Source organism: Lysobacter sp. N42, from assembly GCF_004344885.1.
Genome location: NZ_SKFB01000004.1, coordinates 201,403 through 218,866, shown reverse-complemented (window position 1 = coordinate 218,866; position 17,464 = coordinate 201,403). Strand labels below are relative to the sequence as shown.

Below are 17,464 nucleotides of genomic sequence, written 5' to 3'. Positions count from 1 at the left end.
TAGGGCTTAAACCTTATTTTTACTTGCACGCACACCACCGTATGTAAGCGTTCGCCAAATCCATTCCATCGGCCCATATTGGTGAGTAGACATCCACCAACGACTAACAAACAACTGTAGTATATAAACCGCGATGGCAATTAACGTTGCTTCCGCACGGCCCAACTGACCGTAAAGTCCGAAGCCGTAACCATAAAACAAAAACGTGAAAATAACCGACTGCGCAAGGTAGTTAGACAGCGCCATGCGACCAGCAGGCGCAAACAAGCCCACCCATTTCTTGCCGCTATGCCATAACCAACCCAGTGTGCCTACATAGGCGAGGCATAACGCTATGTTTGATCCAGCTTGTACGAAAAAGATAAGTGATGACTTAAAGTTCGGCATCACAAGGTCCATCTCTAAGCCACCTATTGCTAAAAATGTGGCCAATGGAATCCCGATGACATAGCCCCGAATCATCATTTTCTTAAATGAACGAAATGATTTTTCGGGCGCACCCGTAAATAAACCACTTTTGAACAAGTACGAGCCAAGCAAGAACATGCCCAAAATAGGCGGAACCATGAAAATAAGCCCTGCACCAAGATATAAAGTCGACATCTCAACCATTCGATACTGCACGGCTTCAACCCATCTTCCCGAGCTGTAAACCTCACTCCCCTGTGCAGCAATTGCAGTGATATGCGCTAAAAACTCCGCATTCCCTTCCATCATCTTGGCTCCGTCTGACGTCGCCATTGCCAGTGACGCAATCGCGCCAAACGCAAGCATAAGTGCAGGAGCAAATGAAAGAAGTCCTATCGCCCAACTGCGAAGCTGCTCAGGCTCTTTCTTCGTAAAGAGCAACAAAAATAGCCCCACAAAAGCGTAGATCAGTAGAATATCTCCTGACCAAATCAAAAACGCATGGATAGCACCGAAAATACCCAAGAAGAATATCCGTCTGAAGAAGAGTCTTTTCGGATGCTCGGTCTTAGCAGCAGCCCGATCAAGAAAGATAACAAAACCGATACCAAACAACAGCGAGAACATGGTGTAAAACTTACCCTGAATAAAGCCATACACCCATCGCGCCACTTCGAAATCCGCACCTACTTGGCTCATATCGAAGCCTAGAGGCATACTCACTGGAGGCCGCTGAAAGAACTCAATATTCATCATTAGAATGCCAAACAAAGCAAAACCACGAATTACGTCTAAAAGCTGAATCCGCTCCTGCGCAGAAGTAGGTACTGGCTGACCAAGTGCTGTCATGAGTAATCGCCTTATAAAGTGATGATTTGAATTTAGATCTTTCTGGCATAGACTTAAGTACAAATATAAACCGGATTTAATTTAGGCGCTATGGAACCTCAACAAAGCAACGTTCGTTTACCTATTCTTATTGCCGATGACGACGCCGACTTAAGAGATATTTTAAGTGCGTTATTTGCGCGGCAAGGGTTCCCCGTAATCCTATGCGACGACGCCGAGGGCGTGTTGAAGCATATCGAAGCCAACACGGAACTGAGCGCGATTATTATGGATTTACTCTTACCTTTTGCAGACGGCTTTGACCTGGTTAAGCAAGTCCGCCGTAATCCTCATTATCAAAATACGCCGATGGTTATTCTAAGCGACCTCACCTCTGAAGAGGACGTTATAGAGGCATTCACTCTGCGGGTTAATGACGTTATCAGTAAGCCTTTTCAACCTCGAGAGCTAAAAGCTAGAGTACTACGCTGGCTCGAACACGAACCGTTACCAAGTTTTAATTGGAAGGTTTAATATGCTACGAATTTCTTTGCTACTCACACTGTTGTGCGCTCCATTAGCACATGCCGAAACGCAACCAAGTTTTGTCGCTGCAGGAATCGGCTTTGACACCCTTTCCAACAACTATGATGGTTGGCAGCACCAATATGCTCGTGGCCAGTATGGTTACTCATCACAGCTAGCACTGAGAGCTGAAGCACGAAACTATCAACGATTTAATCTCACAAACACCGAATTCTCTCTTGGCGCGTCTTATCAGTGGCAGCCTAAAACTTCTTTCGACATGGAAATTGGCACAACGCCAAATGCAGACTTTCGTCCCGAGCAAAGAGCGAGGTTTCAGGTCTACCAGAGCATCGGACGCTCTTGGGGCAGCGCTGTTGGCATTGATTGGCAGGCTTGGCCAACCCGTAATATAACGACCCTGTTCATAGAGCCCGACTGGTACATCGGAAATTACAGACTGGCGTTTAAACTGAGTCAAATTAATCCACAGGGGTTAGATAGTGAGCTAGGACAACAAGTCTCTATTGCTCGTTATTATCGCAATATTTCATTTATCACATTGGCTCTCGCGACCGGAAGAGAAGTGGAAGCCATAGGCAGCCAAGTGATCGTAGCTGAAGTAAAGTCCTTGGCGCTTTACGGTCGTCATGAATGGAGAGGAAACTGGAGCTGGGAATACGCACTTAGCTGGAGTGAACAAGGTGACTTTTATGACCGACAAGGAGTAGAGATTGGTCTCCACTATCGATTCTGATCCCTTGCTTCACGTTGTTCTTGTTGTAACAACGGGCTTTGGCGTTTTATGTCTCTTGCTGCTTATCACCGCAGCAGGTTTTCGCTTGCGCTCGGAACGAGAGCTGAAAGAACAAAGCGCTACTCGCGCATACTGGAAGGACGCTATTGCCTCTGCAATTGCCGAAGGACCGCAAGAAGCTTATGGGCTACCCAAGTTGACCAAAAAGGACCGTGCTCGCTTTCTAGAGTACTGGTGCTTAATGCATAGTTATGTGCGTGGCTCTGGCGACGACGCAATGAATCAAATTGCAGCTCAACTCAAACTTTCCGAATGGGTAACCTCTCTATTAAAAAGTAGAGTTTTGCGGGTGCGCATTACCGCCGTTACTGCTCTAGGCTATTACGGAAAAGCCAATAGTAAACAGTTAAAGTTGATTGAGAAAATGCTCAATCATCCAAACAGCCTTATCGCAGTTGCTGCGTTACGAAGCTTGCTCAGCCTAGACGAACAAAGAGGAGCAAAAGCCTTAGAAGCTATTTTCAAAGAGAAAACCTGGTCTGAAAGCCGAGTACTGAGCGCTTTGCGTGAAGCTCCTCTTGAAAGAGTTTTACCCAGCCTAAAGTTGGGTATGAAAGAAATGCCACGAAGAACCGCATTGAAATGTTTTCGTCTGGCAGAACAATTACGTGGCTATACCGATCGCGAAGAGGCCTTAAACTTGCTCGAGCGCTTTTTAGATGACACGGCTGTAGTCGCTCAGTTTCTTAAACTCGCAAGCGTTCCGAGTCTATTGGTTCACGCAACGCGTTTTCTAAGTCATCGTGATCCTGAAATAAGAGGGCTCGTTATTCGCTGTATCGGTCGACTCGGTGACGCCAGTTACACGCCTAGGTTGTTTGACCGCTTAGAAGACGAAGACCCTTGGGTGCGTTTCGACGCAGCAGCAACACTCATAATGCTACCCGACTTAACCCCAGACGCTATTAAGGCAGAGTTACAGAAGCGTCCAGCTTCTGCTGGGAGTGAAACCCTGACAATGCTGATAGACAATCAAATCAACTTGCAAGGGTTGGCCTCATGAATTGGATTGATATTGCATACACAATTCTTGTGGCTTATTTCGTTATTTTGTTTGGCATGTACACGCTACTCAATGTCATTAGCCTCTTTGCCGTAGACAAGCATATGCAAGAGTCGGGTAACCGCGTGTTGCCGCAGAACCACCTAACAATGCTTCCGCCTGTATCAGTGATTGTTCCAGCCTACAATGAAGAGTCCACTATTGTTGATGCGCTGCACTCGCTTTTACAGCTCGACTACAACGAGTTCGAAATTATCGTGGTCAACGACGGCTCAAAAGACGGAACCGCGAACAAAATCATGCAAGCCTTTCAAATGCAGCCGTGGCCAGAAGCCTACAAAGAAAAAGTCCCCACTAAAGCTGTTAAAGGCATTTACCGCTCACAACGCTACCCACAGCTTTGGTTCGTAGACAAAGAGAACGGCGGCAAAGCCGACGCACTAAATGTGGGTGTTAATGTTAGTCGTTACGCTCTCTTTTGTGGAATCGACGCAGACTCGGTGCTACAACGAGACAGCTTACAGCGCGTCATGATTCCGTTTCTGGAGAGTCGCGACACAGTTGCAGCTGGAGGTACAGTACGCATTCTCAACGGGTGTGAGATCCGCGGTGGCTTTCTAAGGAAAATAGCGTTACCTAAAGGCTGGTTACCCCGACTACAAATTGTTGAATACCTGCGTGCGTTCTTGTTTGGACGCATGGGCTGGTCGCCTATGAATGCCTTGCTTATTGTGTCCGGGGCATTTGGTGTATTTCGTAAAAAAACGGTGATTGAGGCAGGAGGCTACCGACCCAGTACCATCGGCGAAGACATGGAGCTGATTACTCGTATGCACCTGATGCTTCGTAGGAACAAGCAACGTTACCACATTCGATTTGTGCCCGACCCTGTATGTTGGACAGAAGCGCCGGAAGACTTTAAAACGTTGAAAAACCAACGCGTAAGATGGCAGCAAGGTTTATTAGAGAGCTTGTGGTACAACAAAAAACTATGTTTTCACCCTCGAGGCGGTGCGGCAGGGTGGCTAGCTTATCCGTTTATGCTATTTTTCGAAGCCTTTGGTCCAATTCTCGAGTTATTCGGTTATGGGTTAACCCTATTCCTACTCATTAGCGGGCAATTGAATGAACCCGCACTTATAGCTTTTTTAATCGCTGCATTTGTGTTGGGAATACTGGTTTCGGTAATGGCGTTATTGCTCGAAGAAATGACATTTCGAGTTTATAAAAAGCGGTCGAGCATTCTTACGCTATTTATTGCCGCTTTCATAGAAAACCTTGGTTATCGCCAGCTCAATAGTTGGTGGCGTTTAATAGGTATTTTCCGGTGGGCGCGAGGCAAAAAAGGGCACTGGGGCGATATGCAAAGAAGAGCTTCCGAAGATAAAAATGAATCATAAAGGAAATCCATGAAGTACATCCGGTTAGTCATCATTCTTCTACTTTCTATTTCGGCTACAAGTACTGTACACGCTAGCTCGCCAGAGCAAGTAAGCTTCACCAGTGTAACTGAGCTTGAATATGCTCCTGCTGATGAAGTGTTGTTTTATGGCAATGCGGAACAACAATTCGTTGAATACTGGGCAGGTACTTCGAATAGAAACGTTGTTCTGGTGCATGGAGGCTGTTGGCTAAATGCGTATGGAGTCGATCACATTCGTCCTACCGCCTCAGAACTTGCTGAACAAGGCTTTCATGTATGGGCTGTAGAGTACCGCCGACTTGGAGACGAAAACGGCGGCTGGCCGACCAGTAAACATGACGTGGCAGCGGCAATTGACTTAGTAGCGTCTCGTGCTGGTGATAGCCCAATAGTGGTCGCCGGACACTCAGCAGGCGGACATCTTGCGTTACTAGCCGCGGAAAATACTCAAACACAGGTAAGCCAAGTGATGGGGTTAGCCGCAATTACCAATCTTGAACATTACGCCCAGCAAGAAGGCAGCTGCCAAGGTGCGGGAGCACAGTTTTTGGCTACAGCTTCGGCTAGCGAGCGCGACGAATTGAATGTTAAGCAAAGCTCGACTCTATCTCGAATATTATTTGCTGGCGATAGCGACCCTATCGTCCCTGCACGACAAGCAGAACTAGGGAACACCTCTAATGTTGTTATTCACGGTGCAGGGCATTTCGATTTCGTACACCCGGAAACAAGTGCTTGGCAAACTTGGGTAGGTCATTTGCACACTACATTTAATGCATTAGAAGCAGAGTAATCATCATGTTAAGTCGTCTTGAAATTGCACAACAGCTAGACCGTGAAGATCCGTTATTCGAATTGCGCCATTTGTTTCATATCCCCGCGCAAACGGTATATTTAGACGGTAATTCGCTCGGACCTTTAAGTTATTCAGCGCAAGAACGAATTGCTCAAACCACTCAGCAGGAATGGGGCAACGACCTCATTGCGAGTTGGAATAAACATAGTTGGATCTCCAAACCACAACAGGTCGGAGACCGTATCGGGAAACTTGTGGGCGCCAGCGAAGGACAAACCCTATGCTGCGACTCGATTTCTATTAACCTGTTTAAAGTGCTTGTAGCGGCGTTAGAAGTTTTCCCTGGCGATACTATTGTGAGTACGGAGGACAATTTCCCTACCGACTTGTATATGATTCAGGGTCTGCAAAAACTACTCGAAGAACGCAATATAAAACTCGAATTAGTAGCCGAAAATGAGCTTGAAAATGCATTAAGCAGAGACGTTGCAGCGCTACTTGTAACGCACGTTAATTTTCGTACCGGAGCAATGCTCAACATTGAGAGACTTGCTCAACTCGCGCATAAAAATAACGCTGCAATCATCGTAGACCTTGCCCATAGCGCTGGCGCAGTGCCTGTTTATCTTGATGACTGGCAAGTCGATTTCGCTGTGGGCTGTACCTATAAATATTTAAACGCAGGACCCGGCGCCCCGGCATTTGTTTACGTAGCAGAACGTCATTTAGGGAAAGCATACCAACCTTTATTTGGCTGGATGGGTCATGCTGCACCTTTTGAATTCTCGCCAGAGTATGTACCAGCGCAAGACATCAGCCAATTTCTAGTGGGTACACCTCCCATAGTATCTATGTCGGCCGTAGAAGGGGCTTTGGATGTATTTGAACAAACAAGTATTCCAGCGCTTCGCGAAAAGTCTGTGAAATTAAGCGAGGCGTTTGAGCAAGCATTGGCGGAAAAAGGATTGAACCAAGAGCTGCAATCGATTTCTCCAACCGACTCTAACGTTAGAGGTAGTCAGTTAAGTTTTCATCACGAAGACGCGTATGCGATATGCCAAGCATGGATACACTCGGGAGTTATTGCAGATTATCGAGCGCCGAGTTATTTGCGGGTAGGTTTTGCGCCACTGTACGTGGGCTTTGAAGACTTATTCGTTGCTATCGAAAAGCTTGAACACATTATGCGTAATAAAACCTATAAAGAAGCTCAGTTTCAGGTCAAACAGAAAGTGACGTGATTGCGAAAAACGCAAAAAAAAACGGGACTACATAAAGCCCCGTTTTTCATGTCTTTATCTTTATTAGTTTTGGCTAAAAAAGATTTTTTGTACTTTTTCTAGGTACGCGCGCCCCTGCTCTGAAACTATTTCTCCTTGCATAGTTTCAGAAGCTAGATGCACTTCTTCTAAGCTTGCTGCCGTCGCTTCAAGCTCTTCATCTAAACGTTTTAACGCATTTTCTAGCGTGTAAGTCATTTGATGAATGTCAGCCATTTCTTGTGGAGTTAATCCACCTTCCATCGCTTCTTGAAGCTTCTGATTGTATTCAACTAGATTTGCCAACGCCGCTTCAATGGTAGGTGATTCACTACCTTCAAAGTGATCATAACGTTCGTCTTCGCTTGCATGGACGACACCAGCCACACCTGAAGCTACTACACTAGCAAGCGCTAATGAGCCAATTGCTTTTAAAAAATTCATACTGCATCCCACATTAGTCTATTTCGAAAGTACCTGCTGGTCCTGGGAATACCACTGGACTTTCGATACCTTCGTTGTTGATGCTTGCCACACCAAAGAAATAGTTATCGATCACTACGTTTTCAAGGGTTGCCTCAGTAACTTTTCCAAATTCTTTGCTGAATTGCCACTGAGGTTGGTCGGTATAACGCCAATACACCTTATAGCCGCGAATATTATCGTCCTCTTCGGTTCTCGGAGCATCCCAAGTTAATGTTGTGTCTGGACTAACAGCACCCGAAATTTCCACGCCTGTTGGTGGTGCCGGCGCCCAAGCCATGCTCGCTAATGACACTGCGTTCAAGGCAGTAAGTTTTGCCGCATAGTCGAAGTCAACATAGTCGATAGTGTCACCATAATGTCTACCGTCTTCGTTGCGCAGGTCTTGGTGTTGGCGGTCATAGTGCTCATTCGTTTCCATAATACGAACACCTGGGTAACCTAAGTCGTTAAAAGGTCTGTGGTGTCCGCCACGGCGAAAGCGGTCTAAACGGTAAATCACCATGGTGTCTAAGTTGGTAATGTAACGGTCTGCTATCCAGTCAATGTAGCGCGCTAAGTTCCTGCTTGGAGAATCTACCTCACCTCCGGTAAATCTTCTTAACGTGGCTTCATCGGCAGTTTCATTCATACGGGTGCCTTCGGCAAAAATACGCGCTGTAGTGTTATTCACCACTCCGTTAATGCCTGCAATATTACCGATCATGTCGTTATTGAGCACCGCGTGAAGTCGCCAGCCTTCTTCTTGCGCTTGGGCCGCTAGAATACGACCACCAAATAATCCTTGTTCTTCGCCAGCTAGCGCCGCATAAACAATAGAGCCATTGAATTCGTATTGGGTAAGCACACGAGCCGCCTCTAGCGTACCCGCTAAGCCCGAAGCATTATCGTTCGCGCCTGGAGCGTCTGAAGTAGCGTCCATTACGTCGGACACTCGCGAGTCAATATCACCAGACATCATGACATAGCGATTTGGATCGGTTTTCCCACGCTGAATGGCTACAACACTTACGACTTCAGTTGGGTCGGGTATTCGAGTAGTGCCCGAAATCACGTCACTACTGTAATACACTTCTAAACACCCACCACACGCTTGTGAAATACGTTCAAACTCCTCGAAAATCCAACGGCGCGCCGCACCAATTCCACGGGAGTCCGACTTTGTTTCTGAAAGTGTATGGCGCGTTCCAAAGTTCACTAAGGTTTGAATATCTCGTTCAATTCGATCAGCTGAAGGTGCTGCTGCTATGTCATGCAGTTTTTGCTGCTCCACGTAAGGCACATCTGCTTGAGCAAGCATACTTAATGAAGCCCCAACGCCTGCTATAGCAACTATAAACTTGTTCATGTCTGCTCCTTATATTCGGTAGCTAAGGGTGTTGCACTGATACGGTGCAAACTCGCAAATGGTTGCACAAAAATCAACCGCGAATTATTTTGCCATTCCCAAGCAGAGAAAAAAGACCAATATTTTCAATGCATTAAAGAGTGGCATTAGAATTGCTCTAGTCCTCTTAAAAAGAGAAAACAATCTCATAACAGAGGAATGTAACATGCAACTCATCATTGCCATTATTAAACCCGCCAGACTCCCCGAAGTTCGCGACGCGCTACATGAAGTTGGCTGCAACGGACTTACGGTGACAGAAGTAAAAGGTTTCGGTCAACAAAAAGGATTAGACGAGCTCTACCGCGGCGCCACCTACCGCGCAGAGTTTCTACCCAAGCTAAGACTCGATATCGCCATTCACCAAGAGCAGTCTGAACGTGTGGTAGAAGCCATTCAAAAGTCTGCCCAAACAGGGAAAACAGGCGACGGGAAGATTTTTGTTATTGATTTAGCACACGCGGTACGTATTCGTACTGGCGAAGTTGATGAGCAAGCAATTTAAGGAACGATTATGACTATTACAGAACTCGCATTTTCACTCGACACATTTTATTTGCTCATGAGCGCAGCGCTTGTGATGTGGATGGCCGCAGGCTTCTCAATGTTAGAAGCAGGTCTCGTTCGCTCTAAGAACACCACCGAAATTTTGGTTAAAAACGTCATGCTTTACGCTATCGCGTGTACGCTTTATTTACTCTTTGGATACCACCTTATGTATGGTACCCCAGACATCACAACACACGCTAAGCCAGCAGATATATTCTTTCAAATGGTCTTCGTTGCTACCGCAATGTCTATTGTTTCAGGTGCCGTTGCTGAGCGCATGAAACTCTCTAGCTTCCTCATCTTCTGTGTTTTGCTTACTGGTGTTCTGTACCCCATTCAAGGCAGCTGGAGTTGGGGCGGAGGCTTCTTAAATGAGTTCGGCTTCTCTGATTTTGCAGGCTCAGGTATTGTGCATATGGCTGGTGCAGCAGCGGCGTTAGCAGCGGTTATCGTACTTGGCCCCCGCAAAGGGAAGTACCGCTCAGACGGAAGTGTCCAGGCTATCCCTGGCGCAAATATGCCCCTTGCCACACTAGGTACATTCATTTTATGGATGGGCTGGTTTGGTTTTAACGGTGGTTCACAGCTTCAACTCAGCGGTGCTGGAAATGCCGAAGCTATCGCGAATGTCTTTATTAACACCAATGCAGCAGCAGCGACCGGAGCCATTGGCGCATTTCTTATTGTTCGCTTTGTCTGGAAAAAGGCAGACTTAACCATGATCCTAAATGGTGCATTGGCAGGTTTAGTCGCGATTACAGCGGCTCCAGACGCACCCACACCAGCTTTAGCCTGCCTCATAGGGTTAGTTGCAGGTGCCATTGTTGTGTTGTCTATTGTTGGATTAGACCGCGCTAAAATAGACGACCCGGTAGGCGCTATTTCAGTTCATGGTGTTGTTGGTTTATTCGGACTCTTAGTTGTTCCATTAAGCAATAGCGACGCAACTTTGGTTAAACAGTTAGCTGGAGCCGGAACGATTTTCGGGTGGATGTTCGTAACCAGCTTTGTGGCTTGGTGGATACTGAAAGTCGTTACAGGAATTCGCGTATCGGAAGAAGACGAGTATCGCGGTGGCGACATCAGCGACTGCGGTGTAGAAGCTTACCCGGAATTTATTACCCACAAACAAGACTAATATTTAGCTCTAAAACAAAAAGCAGGTTCTTTAAAGGAACCTGCTTTTTTATTTTTAGCCCGCTTTATTCTTGATTACTCAGGTTCTGGAACGCGAACCCAACCTTCCATCAGCGTTCTCGCACTTCGGCTCATTTTCGCTTTAGTGACAACCCACTCACCGTTGTGTTGTTCTGCTTCTGCACCGACACGCAACGTTCCAGACGGATGCCCAAAGGTCACTGCGTCACGTTCACCGCCACCGGCAGCCAAATTTACCAAGGTCCCAGGAACTGCAGCTGCAGCTCCTATAGCTACTGCCGCTGTGCCCATCATGGCATGGTGAAGCTTGCCCATCGATAGGGCTCGAACAACCAAATCAATGTCTTGCTCAGCAACAGTTTTGCCACTCGAAGAAACATAGGTTTGCGCCGGTCCAACAAAGGCAATTTTCGGTGTGTGTTGGCGACTTTGCGCTTCGTCTAGGTTATTGATTAAACCCATTTTCAGCGCACCATGAGCACGCAAAGTTTCAAAGCGTTCTAGCGCTTCTACGCTTTCATTAATCGCACCTTGTAACTCAGTACCGGTGTAACCAATAGCTTCTGCATTAACGAAAATAGTCGGAATTCCCGCGTTGATAAAAGTAGCTTCAAGCTCACCAAAACCTGGCACTTCAAATGTATCTACTACATTACCCGTTGGGAACATCGAGCCTTCACCGTCTGCCGGGTCAAGAAACTCAATAGGAACTTCCGCCGCAGGAAAAGTTACGCCGTCTAGCTCAAAGTCGCCCGTTTCTTGCACCTGACCATTGGTAATGGGCACATGAGCAATAATCGTTTTTTGAATATTGACCTGCCAAATACGCACTGTTGCGTAACCATTTTCAGGCACCAATTCTTTGTCGACCAAACCTAGAGTTACCGCACAAGAGCCCACTGCAGAGGTGAGGTTGCCACAGTTACCACTCCAGTCGATGAATGGTTTGTCGATAGACACCTGGCCAAATAAATAGTCTACGTCGTGGTCTGGCTTATCACTTTTCGACAAAATCACCGTTTTACTGGTGCTCGACGTCGCGCCACCCATACCGTCAGTATGTTTGGCGTATGGATCAGGACTACCCACTACACGTAATAACAAACTGTCGCGATATTCACCCGGCTGCTGCGCTTTCTCAGGTAATTCGTCAAGGCGAAAAAACACCCCTTTACTCGTACCACCACGCATATAAATCGCTGGAATTTTTAACTGTGGACTAAAACTCATACATCCCCTCAAAGTGGGGTCAGAGCACTTTGTGCTCTGACCCCAGTCTTTTAGACCCTCAATCGTTCTAACTTCCTGATATAAAGTTATTAATCAGAGAGTCAACGTATTTCCTCAAATAGAGCAGAACTCAAGATTTCGAAGAGAAAACTTTAATTAAGATCTTTTAAATCAAAATATTACAAGAGAAACTCAGACATCAACCTATGGGGTCAGAGCACTTTGTGCTCTGACCCCATTTTGGGTTTAGGTGTTACCTTCTAAGAAGTCTTGAGCAAAGCGTTGTAACACGCCGCCAGCATTGTAAATACTTACTTCTTCCTGCGTGTCTATGCGACACTTCACAGGCACGTCTACGCTTTCACCATTTTCACGGTTAATCACCAGCGTAAGTTTCGCACCAGGTGCAGGTTCACCTTTAACGTCGTAGCTTTCAGTGCCATCGATGTTTAAAGTTTTGCGTGTTGTACCCGCTTCAAACTCTAGCGGAAGTACACCCATACCGATTAGGTTCGTACGGTGTATACGCTCAAAGCCTTCAGCAACAATAACCTCAACACCAGCCAAACGTACGCCTTTCGCCGCCCAGTCACGTGACGACCCCTGACCATAGTCAGCGCCGGCAACAATAATCAACGGCTGTTTGCGTTCCATGTAAGCTTCAATAGCTTCCCACATACGGACAACTTTGCCTTCCGGCTCAATGCGAGCAAGAGAGCCTTGAATAACATCGCCATTGTCGTCACGAACCATTTCGTTAAACAATTTCGGGTTGGCGAAAGTTGCACGTTGTGCCGTAAGGTGGTCACCACGGTGCGTTGCATAAGAGTTAAAGTCTTCCTCAGGAACCCCCATAGAAGCCAAGTACTCACCTGCTGCACTGTCGGCCATAATCGCGTTAGAAGGCGACAAATGGTCGGTTGTAATGTTGTCGCCAAGCACCGCTAATGGACGCATACCCGTTAGAGTTGGCGCATTAGCTAACGCACCTTCCCAATAAGGAGGGCGACGAATATAAGTACTTTGCGGACGCCACTGATACAACGGGTCGATTTTCTCACCGTAGTCCACACTCAAGTTGAACATCGGGTCGTAAACCGTGCGGAACTGCTCCGGCTTAACGCTCGACTTCACAATCTCGTCGATCTCTTCGTCTGAAGGCCAAATATCTTTCAACGTCAGAGGGTTACCATCGTGATCATGGCCCAGCACATCTTTCTCGATATCGAAGCGAATGGTACCCGCAATCGCGTACGCCACAACCAGTGGTGGTGACGCCAAGAATGCATTTTTCGCATAAGGGTGAATACGCCCGTCGAAATTACGGTTACCCGAAAGTACCGCTACCGAATACAGATCTCGGTCGATAATTTCTTGCTGAATTTTCGGGTCAAGTGCACCACTCATACCGTTACAAGTTGTACACGCATAAGCCACTAGACCAAAACCAAGCTGTTCTAGCTCAGGCATTAAGCCCGCTTCTTTCAAGTACATGGTTACCGTTTTAGAGCCCGGGGCCAAAGAAGACTTCACCCAAGGTTTACGCGTTAAACCAAGCTTGTTTGCGTTACGAGCAATTAGACCTGCCGCCACCATGTTGCGAGGGTTACTCGTATTAGTACAGCTCGTGATAGCCGCGATAATACAAGCGCCATCAGGCATTTTGCCATCTTCAAGCTCGTACTCACCAGAAATACCGCGTTCTGCTAAGTCAGCGGTTGAAAGTAGCGCATGAGGATTCGAAGGACCAGCAAGGTTGCGACCTACAGAAGACAAGTCGAACTTCAATACACGCTCATACTTCGCTTCGGTCATGTCTGCTGCCCAAAGACCTGTATGCTTCGCAAACTTCTCAACCAACTCAACTTGCTCGTCGTCACGACCTGTAAGTTTCAAGTAGTCGATGGTTTGGTCGTCGATGTAGAACATCGCCGCGGTCGCACCATACTCTGGAGTCATATTCGAGATAGTAGCTCGGTCACCCACGGTTAGGCGGTCGGCACCTTCACCGAAGAACTCTAGGTATGCTCCAACTACACGTTCTTTACGCAAGAACTCAGTAATCGCGAGTACCATGTCAGTTCCGGTAATACCCGATTGAAGCTTACCTGTAAGCTCAACACCTACGATATCTGGCAAGCGCATATAAGAAGCACGACCTAGCATTACGCTCTCAGCTTCTAAACCACCTACACCTACTGAAATTACGCCTAGGGCGTCAACCATAGGTGTGTGCGAGTCAGTACCCACACAAGTATCAGGAAACGCTACATTGTCACGAACCTGCACCACTGGAGACATTTTCTCCAAGTTAATTTGGTGCATAATTCCATTTCCTGGAGGAATAACATCTACGTTTTTAAACGCTGTCTTCGTCCAGTTAATAAAATGGAAGCGATCGTCGTTACGGCGATCTTCAATAGCACGGTTTTTCTCGAACGCGTCTTGCTCGAAACCTGCGTGCTCAACTGCCAAAGAGTGGTCAACAATCAATTGGGTTGGCACAACCGGGTTCACCTTGGCAGGATCGCCACCTTTCGCCGAAATAGCGTCACGAAGGCCAGCCAAGTCAACCAAGGCAGTTTGCCCCAAAATATCGTGGCAAACTACACGAGCTGGATACCAAGGAAAGTCTAAGTCACGCTTTCTCTTTACGATTTGAGTAAGCGCGTCGGTAAGCATGTCTGGCTCACAACGACGCACCAACTGCTCTGCCAACACCTTAGAGGTGTATGGCAGTTTGCTGTATGCACCAGGCTCGATACTTTCAACCGCCTCGCGGGTGTCGAAGTATTCTAAATTCGTGCCTGGCAAATTTTTGCGATATTGAGAGTTCATATTAACGCTCGTCGATTGCAGGAACTTTACGAGGTGCTGGACCAGTGTAGTCCGCACTCGGACGAATAATACGGTTGTTCGCACGCTGTTCTTTTACGTGAGCAGTCCAACCTGTTACACGCGACATTACGAAAATTGGCGTAAACAATTTAGTAGGAATACCCATGTAGTGGTATGCAGAAGCGTGGAAGAAATCCGCATTTGGGAATAACTTCTTCTCGCGCCACATTACTTCTTCACAACGCACAGAAACGTCGTACAAACGGCTGTCACCAAACTCTTCAGAAAGCTTCTTCGACCAAGCTTTAATTACATCGTTACGCGGGTCAAACTCACGGTAAACGGCATGACCGAAGCCCATGATTTTTTCTTTACGCTCTAGCATACCCATTAGCGTTTGTTCTGCGTCGTCTGCCGACTTCATATCTTCGATTAAGTCCATCGCAGCTTCGTTTGCTCCACCGTGAAGTGGTCCACGAAGTGAGCCAATTGCAGCAGTTACACAAGAGAAAATGTCTGACAAAGTTGATGCACATACGCGAGCAGTAAACGTAGAAGCGTTAAACTCGTGCTCTGCATATAAAATTAAAGACGTGTTCATTACGTCGATATGCAATTGCGAAGGCTTTTTGTCGTGCAACAAGTGCAAGAAGTGCGCGCCAATTGAATCGTCGTCTGTTTCTGTTTCAATGCGTTTGCCGTCGTGGCTAAAGCGATACCAGTACAGAAGAATGCTAGGGAACGCAGCAAGCATACGCTCAATTTTCGCGTCTGCTTCACTGAAGTCTTCTTCCCCTTCAATGTTACCCAGGAAAGAAATACCTGTACGCATTACGTCCATTGGGTGCGCGTCTGCAGGAATGCGCTCAAGAACGTCTTTCAAGCTTTGTGGTAAGCCGCGCAATGTTTTCAAACGCGCTTTGTAGTCTGCTAATTGTGAAGTATTCGGTAGCTCGCCATGCGCAAGCAAATACGCAACTTCTTCAAAGCCCACTTTTTCAGCTAATTCTGAAATGTCATAACCATAGTAAGTTAAGCCAGAACCTGATTTACCTACAGTACAAAGGGCAGTTTCACCAGCTACTTGTCCGCGCAATCCCGCGCCACCTAATTTCTTATCAACCATTTCTATACTCCTAAATTTGTTGTGAATTCTTTTTCTTTACTACGACTTATTTCTTTGAAAAAAGCGCGTCTAATTTTTCTTCAAACGCGTGATAATTTAAGAAATCATATAACTCCATGCGTGTTTGCATGTTGTCGATTGAGTCTTTCTGATCGCCTTTCTCTAGAATATTTTCATAAACATTTAACGCAGCTTTGTTCATGGCACGGAACGCGCTTAACGGATACAGCACCATTTCTACACCAACGTCAGCCAACTCTTGCTTATTGAATAGTGGAGTTGCGCCAAATTCAGTAATGTTCGCTAGCACAGGTACGTTCAATGCTTTTGTAAACGCATCATATTGTTCTAGTGTATGAACTGCTTCAGCAAAAATGGCGTCGGCGCCAGCGTCAACGCATGCTTGTGCGCGCTCAATTGCAGCTTCTAAGCCTTCTTGTTGCAAAGCGTCGGTACGCGCCATGATCAGGAACTGATCGTCAATACGAGCATCAACAGCCGCTTTTACACGGTCTACCATTTCTTCTTGAGTCACAATTTCCTTGTTAGGACGGTGACCACAGCGTTTCTGCGCAACCTGGTCTTCAATGTGGAAGCCAGCAGCACCCGCACGAGTCATTTCCTTCACCGTACGAGAGATATTAAATGCACCACCCCAACCTGTGTCGGCGTCAACTAATAAAGGCAAGTCTGAAGCACCCGTGATTCGGCGAATGTCTTCACAAACATCATTTAACGAAGTCATACCTAAGTCAGGCAAACCAAATGATGCGTTCGCTACACCTGCACCCGATAAGTATAGTGCTTTATGGCCTACACGCTCAGCCATCATAGCTGTGTAAGCATTAATTGTACCTACGATTTGTAATGGATTTTCTGCGGCAATTGCCTCACGCAATTTTGCGCCCGCACTCGCTAACTGGCTCATGTTTGCTCCTCAATTTCTCTTAACTGAATTTCGATGTTGTCTCTAGATGCGCGAATGTGCCTGCGCATCAATAAATCTGCTAGTTCACCGTCACGATTAGCAATCGCTTGCAATATTGCCCTATGTTCATCGAACGCTCGCGAAACACGAGGGCCATTCATGCCTAATTGGACGCGGTACATTCTTGCAAGGTAATAAAGCTCGTCACACAGAATATTAATTAGATATGAATTGTCGCTGCCTAAAATGACGCGATAATGAAAGTCTAAATCACCCTCTTCTTGGTAATAACTTTCACCTTCGCTCACACGCTGTGTGGCTAAATGCTTGTCTAACAAAGCTTTCAAAGACTGAACTTCGCTTTCTGGCATTTTCTCTGCCGCCAGGCGGCAAGCTAAACCCTCTAGCTCTTCGCGCAGCTCATACAAAGCCCGTAAACTTTCGACTGACAGCCTTACAACGCGAGCGCCTACATTGGGTAAACGTTCTACTAAATGGCAACGCTCTAATCGCGCCAAAGCCTCGCGTAAAGGTGCTCTGCTTACTTGAAAACGCTTCGCTAACTCGGGCTCACTCATTTTACTGCCCGCAGGAATATCACCCTCCACAATAGCGTGTTGGATTTCCTGTAGAACTCGATCTGCGGTTGTAACTGGTGCCTTGAGAAGCGGAGAATGCAAAGCCATAATTGTCGACAAGTTTGAAA

The 17,464-nt window shown here is 46.7% G+C and carries 16 protein-coding genes; 8 read left to right on the top strand and 8 right to left on the bottom strand.

What is annotated here, in order from left to right; all coding sequences use genetic code 11:
• Positions 1 to 6: 6 nt before the first annotated feature.
• A complete protein-coding gene (locus EYQ95_RS10305; protein ID WP_111915823.1) occupies positions 7 to 1,257 on the bottom strand; it encodes a DUF418 domain-containing protein in 1,251 nt (416 codons plus the stop codon).
• 90 nt (positions 1,258 to 1,347) lie between these two features.
• Between EYQ95_RS10305 and EYQ95_RS10300 the strand changes: the two genes are divergently transcribed.
• The 6 genes from EYQ95_RS10300 to kynU are packed head-to-tail and all read left to right on the top strand — an operon-like array spanning position 1,348 to position 7,041.
• Positions 1,348 to 1,770 (top strand): PleD family two-component system response regulator, encoded by a 423-nt coding sequence (locus EYQ95_RS10300; protein ID WP_111915824.1) that lies wholly within the window; start codon positions 1,348 to 1,350, stop codon positions 1,768 to 1,770.
• A 1-nt stretch (position 1,771) separates the two neighbouring features.
• Entirely contained in the window at positions 1,772 to 2,518 is a 747-nt protein-coding gene (locus tag EYQ95_RS10295; RefSeq protein WP_111915825.1) for a YaiO family outer membrane beta-barrel protein, read from the top strand.
• Positions 2,496 to 3,581: a HEAT repeat domain-containing protein gene (locus EYQ95_RS10290; RefSeq protein WP_111915826.1), complete on the top strand. Its 1,086-nt coding sequence runs from the start codon at positions 2,496 to 2,498 to the stop codon at positions 3,579 to 3,581. The genes EYQ95_RS10295 and EYQ95_RS10290 overlap by 23 nt, the downstream gene beginning before the upstream one ends.
• Entirely contained in the window at positions 3,578 to 4,981 is a 1,404-nt protein-coding gene (locus tag EYQ95_RS10285; protein WP_111915827.1) for a glycosyltransferase family 2 protein, read from the top strand. Before EYQ95_RS10290 ends, EYQ95_RS10285 begins: the two co-directional genes overlap by 4 nt.
• Positions 4,982 to 4,990: 9 nt before the next feature.
• Positions 4,991 to 5,797 carry an alpha/beta hydrolase gene (locus tag EYQ95_RS10280; RefSeq protein ID WP_111915828.1) on the top strand — a complete coding sequence of 269 codons (807 nt, stop codon included), beginning with the start codon at positions 4,991 to 4,993 and terminating at the stop codon, positions 5,795 to 5,797.
• A 5-nt stretch (positions 5,798 to 5,802) separates the two neighbouring features.
• Entirely contained in the window at positions 5,803 to 7,041 is a 1,239-nt protein-coding gene (kynU, locus tag EYQ95_RS10275) for a kynureninase (protein ID WP_111915829.1), read from the top strand.
• 63 nt (positions 7,042 to 7,104) lie between these two features.
• Here kynU and EYQ95_RS10270 read toward each other — a convergent pair whose 3' ends face one another.
• Positions 7,105 to 7,503 (bottom strand): DUF6746 family protein, encoded by a 399-nt coding sequence (locus tag EYQ95_RS10270; protein WP_207916344.1) that lies wholly within the window; start codon positions 7,501 to 7,503, stop codon positions 7,105 to 7,107.
• A 13-nt stretch (positions 7,504 to 7,516) separates the two neighbouring features.
• The gene (locus EYQ95_RS10265; protein ID WP_111915830.1) at positions 7,517 to 8,890 is read right to left on the bottom strand and encodes a M28 family metallopeptidase; all 1,374 of its coding nucleotides are present in this window, start codon (positions 8,888 to 8,890) and stop codon (positions 7,517 to 7,519) included.
• 205 nt (positions 8,891 to 9,095) lie between these two features.
• On the opposite strand from EYQ95_RS10265, the gene EYQ95_RS10260 reads away from it, so the two are divergent.
• Together EYQ95_RS10260 and EYQ95_RS10255 are read left to right on the top strand one after the other, a co-directional pair.
• Positions 9,096 to 9,434, top strand: a complete 339-nt coding sequence (locus EYQ95_RS10260; protein ID WP_111915831.1) for a P-II family nitrogen regulator — start codon at positions 9,096 to 9,098, stop codon at positions 9,432 to 9,434.
• 9 nt (positions 9,435 to 9,443) lie between these two features.
• Positions 9,444 to 10,616, top strand: a complete 1,173-nt coding sequence (locus tag EYQ95_RS10255; protein WP_111915832.1) for an ammonium transporter — start codon at positions 9,444 to 9,446, stop codon at positions 10,614 to 10,616.
• 74 nt (positions 10,617 to 10,690) lie between these two features.
• Here the strand turns inward: EYQ95_RS10255 and prpF are convergent, their stop codons facing one another.
• The 5 genes from prpF to EYQ95_RS10230 form a co-directional block, all read right to left on the bottom strand.
• Complete coding sequence (prpF, locus tag EYQ95_RS10250) at positions 10,691 to 11,866, bottom strand: 2-methylaconitate cis-trans isomerase PrpF (RefSeq protein WP_111915833.1); 1,176 nt, start codon at positions 11,864 to 11,866, stop codon at positions 10,691 to 10,693.
• Between the two features lie 246 nt (positions 11,867 to 12,112).
• Positions 12,113 to 14,704, bottom strand: a complete 2,592-nt coding sequence (acnD, locus tag EYQ95_RS10245; RefSeq protein WP_111915834.1) for a Fe/S-dependent 2-methylisocitrate dehydratase AcnD — start codon at positions 14,702 to 14,704, stop codon at positions 12,113 to 12,115.
• Between the two features lies 1 nt (position 14,705).
• The gene (gene prpC / locus EYQ95_RS10240; RefSeq protein WP_111915835.1) at positions 14,706 to 15,830 is read right to left on the bottom strand and encodes a 2-methylcitrate synthase; all 1,125 of its coding nucleotides are present in this window, start codon (positions 15,828 to 15,830) and stop codon (positions 14,706 to 14,708) included.
• Positions 15,831 to 15,876: 46 nt separating this feature from the next.
• The gene (gene prpB / locus EYQ95_RS10235) at positions 15,877 to 16,758 is read right to left on the bottom strand and encodes a methylisocitrate lyase (protein ID WP_111915836.1); all 882 of its coding nucleotides are present in this window, start codon (positions 16,756 to 16,758) and stop codon (positions 15,877 to 15,879) included.
• Entirely contained in the window at positions 16,755 to 17,444 is a 690-nt protein-coding gene (locus EYQ95_RS10230; protein WP_111915837.1) for a GntR family transcriptional regulator, read from the bottom strand. Before EYQ95_RS10230 ends, prpB begins: the two co-directional genes overlap by 4 nt.
• Positions 17,445 to 17,464 lie beyond the last annotated feature (20 nt).